Annotated in this window: 4 protein-coding genes; 1 reads left to right on the plus strand and 3 read right to left on the minus strand. The window is 68.3% G+C overall.

Annotated elements, in window-relative coordinates:
- The 3 genes from A612_RS18015 to gpmA all read right to left on the minus strand — a co-directional run.
- Positions 1–134: HesA/MoeB/ThiF family protein (locus A612_RS18015; protein ID WP_040436872.1), on the minus strand; the 134-nt coding region annotated here is incomplete at its 3' end.
- Positions 135–215: 81 nt separating this feature from the next.
- Positions 216–1,652, minus strand: a complete 1,437-nt coding sequence (locus tag A612_RS12970) for a S41 family peptidase (RefSeq protein ID WP_019374895.1) — start codon at positions 1,650–1,652, stop codon at positions 216–218.
- 99 nt (positions 1,653–1,751) lie between these two features.
- Positions 1,752–2,495, minus strand: a complete 744-nt coding sequence (gene gpmA / locus A612_RS12975; RefSeq protein WP_019374896.1) for a 2,3-diphosphoglycerate-dependent phosphoglycerate mutase — start codon at positions 2,493–2,495, stop codon at positions 1,752–1,754.
- A 93-nt stretch (positions 2,496–2,588) separates the two neighbouring features.
- Between gpmA and A612_RS12980 the strand changes: the two genes are divergently transcribed.
- Positions 2,589–2,827, plus strand: a 239-nt coding sequence (locus tag A612_RS12980) for a rhodanese-like domain-containing protein (RefSeq protein ID WP_019374897.1), incomplete at its 3' end; no start/stop codon positions are given.

Consider the following 2,827-nt stretch of genomic DNA (forward strand, 5'->3'; position numbering starts at 1 on the left):
AGGGCGGCCGGCGAGCCCAGGCCGCCGGCGCCGACGATCAGCACGCGTGCGGCCAGGATGCGCTCCTGGCCCTCGATGCCGATCTCGTCGAGCATGATGTGGCGCGAGTAGCGCAGGAGCTGGTCGTCGGTCATGGCGCGGGGCGGTGTGGGGGTCGAAAAAAGGCCGGGCGTGCAGGCAGGCCCGGCCTCGTGGTCGCTCGGGGGAGCCGCGGCTCAGTTTTCCTTCGGCTCTTCCTTGCGTTCGGTCAGCGTCTTGCTGGCCAGCACCGTCTTGCCCTTGAGCTGGTTCAGCGCCTGGGTGAGCTGGAAGTCCTGCTCGGTGCCGAACTCGGGCAGCTTGCGCTCCGACAGCGGCTTCTTCGCCTCTTCCTCCAGGCGCTTGCGGGCTTCCTCGCGGGCCTTCTCGCGCGCCGGGTCCTGCGCCTCCTCGCCCTGGCCGCTGGACAGGTGCTTTTCCAGGTCGGCCTCGCGCATGCGCAACGAGGCGAACAGGTCGCCCTCGGCGGTCTCGTCGAGCATCACGTCGGGCACGATCCCCTTGGCCTGGATGGACTTGCCGCTGGGCGTGTAGTAGCGCGCCGTGGTCAGCTTGATGCCGGTGTCCGGGCCGAGCGGGCGCACCGTCTGCACCGAGCCCTTGCCGAAGGTCTGGCTGCCCATGATGGTGGCGCGCTGGTGGTCCTGCAGGGCGCCGGCGACGATCTCGCTGGCCGAGGCCGAGCCTTCGTTGACCAGCACCACCATCGGGACCTGCTTGAGGGCCGCGGGCAGGCGCTTGAGTGGGTCACCCTGGCCGCGGCGCAGGTAGAACTCGGGCGCGGCCTTGAAGGTCGCCTTGCTCTCGGCGAGCTGGCCGTTGGTGGACACCACCGTGACGCCCTCGGGCAGGAACGCCGCGGAGATGGCGACGGCGGCGTCGAGCAACCCGCCCGGGTCGTTGCGCAGGTCCAGCACCAGGCCCTTGAGGTTCGGCTCCTGCTTGTACACCTCCTCGACCTTGCGCACGAAGTCGTCCACCGTGCGCTCCTGGAACTGCGACAGGCGGATCCAGGCGTAGCCGGGCTCGACCACCTTGCCCTTGACGGACTGGGTCTTGATTTCCTCGCGCGTGATGGTCACGGGGAAGGTGCGGCTCTCGTCCTTGCGGAAGATGGTCAGCGTCACCTTGGTATTGGGCTCGCCGCGCATGCGCTTGACGGCGTCGTTCAGCGACAGGCCCTTGACGGCGGTGTCGTCGATCTTGGTGATCAGGTCGTTGGTCTTCAGGCCGGCGCGAAACGCGGGCGAGCCCTCGATGGGCGAGACGATCTTGATCAGGCCGTCCTCCTGCGTGATCTCGATGCCCACGCCGACGAAGCGCCCGGAGGTGCCCTCGCGGAATTCTTTGAAGGATTTCTTGTCGAAATACTGCGAGTGCGGATCGAGGCTGGCGACCATGCCGGAGATGGCGTCGGTGATCAGCTTCTTGTCATCGACCGGCTCGACGTAGTCGGTCTTGATCAGGCCGAAGACGGCCGAGAGCTGCTGGATTTCCTCCAGCGGCAGCGGCGCCATCGCGCCGCGTGCCACGGTCTGCAGCGATACCGTGGTCAGGGCCCCGGCCAGCGCACCGACCGAAATCCATCCTGCAATCTTGAGTTTCTGGCCCATTGAATACCCCTGGGGCGCCGATGCGTGGCGCCACGATTTTCAATATACCGCTTGGAGAAAGCCCCGCCCAGCCGGTTCCCGGCCGTGCCCATCCTTTTTTCAGGCCCGGCCCTGCGAGGCGACGGCGGCCGCGGCGCGCGCCGCCGCCTCGGCGTCGCCCAGATAGTAGTGGCGCAGGGGCTTCAGGTCGGCGTCGAGCTCGTAGACCAGCGGGATGCCGTTGGGGATGTTCAGGCCCACGATGTCGGCGTCCGAGATCCCGTCCAGGTATTTCACCAGGGCGCGGATGGAGTTGCCGTGCGCGACGATCAGGGCGCGCTGGCCGCCGCGGATGGCCGGGGCGATGGTGTCGTTCCAGTAGGGCAGCACGCGCGCCACCGTGTCCTTGAGGCACTCGGTCAGCGGGATCTGCTCGGGGTCCAGCCCGGCGTAGCGGAGGTCGCCGCGCTCGCTGCGCGGGTCGCCCGCCTCCAGCGCCGGCGGCGGCGTGTCGTAGCTGCGGCGCCAGATATGCACCTGCTCGTCGCCGTACTGACGCGCCGTCTCGGCCTTGTTCAGGCCCTGCAGCGCCCCGTAGTGGCGCTCGTTGAGGCGCCAGCTGTGCGCCACCGGCAGCCAGGTGCGGTCCATGGCGTCCAGGCAGTGCCACAGGGTGTGGGTGGCGCGCTTGAGCACGCTGGTGTAGCACTGGTCGAATTCCATGCCCTCGGCGCGCAGCAGGCGCCCGGCGTTGCGCGCCTGCTCGACGCCCGTGGGCGTGAGCTCCACGTCGGTCCAGCCGGTGAAACGGTTCTCGAGGTTCCACGTGGATTCGCCGTGGCGGATCAGAACGAGCTTGTGCATGGTGTCCTTGGTCGGAAGTGGAAAAGGGGTGGATCCCCCGGGTGCCAACCCATCATTCTAGAATCCCGGGTTTGCCCAGGCCCAAGGAATGCCGTGAACTTCATCCTCGACAACTGGTATCTGATCTTCCTGGCGCTCGCCTCGGGCGCCATGCTGCTGGTGCCCACGCTCAGGGGCGCAGGCGCCGGCGGGCTGAGCGCGGCCCAGGCGGTGCAGCTGATGAACCGCGAGAAGGCGGTGGTCATCGACGTGTGCGAGCCCGGGGAATATGCCGCGGGCCACGTGCGCGGCGCGAAGAACGTGCCGCTGGCGCAGCTGCAGGAGCGGCTGCC

Source organism: Melaminivora alkalimesophila, from assembly GCF_000282995.1.
GTDB lineage: Bacteria > Pseudomonadota > Gammaproteobacteria > Burkholderiales > Burkholderiaceae_C > Melaminivora > Melaminivora alkalimesophila.

Excerpts from the sequence above, each read along its gene's own strand:
- A612_RS12970 (WP_019374895.1), bottom strand. The coding sequence starts at position 1,652 with ATGGGCCAGAAACTCAAGATTGCAGGATGGATTTCGGTCGGTGCGCTG.
- gpmA (WP_019374896.1), bottom strand. The coding sequence starts at position 2,495 with ATGCACAAGCTCGTTCTGATCCGCCACGGCGAATCCACGTGGAACCTC.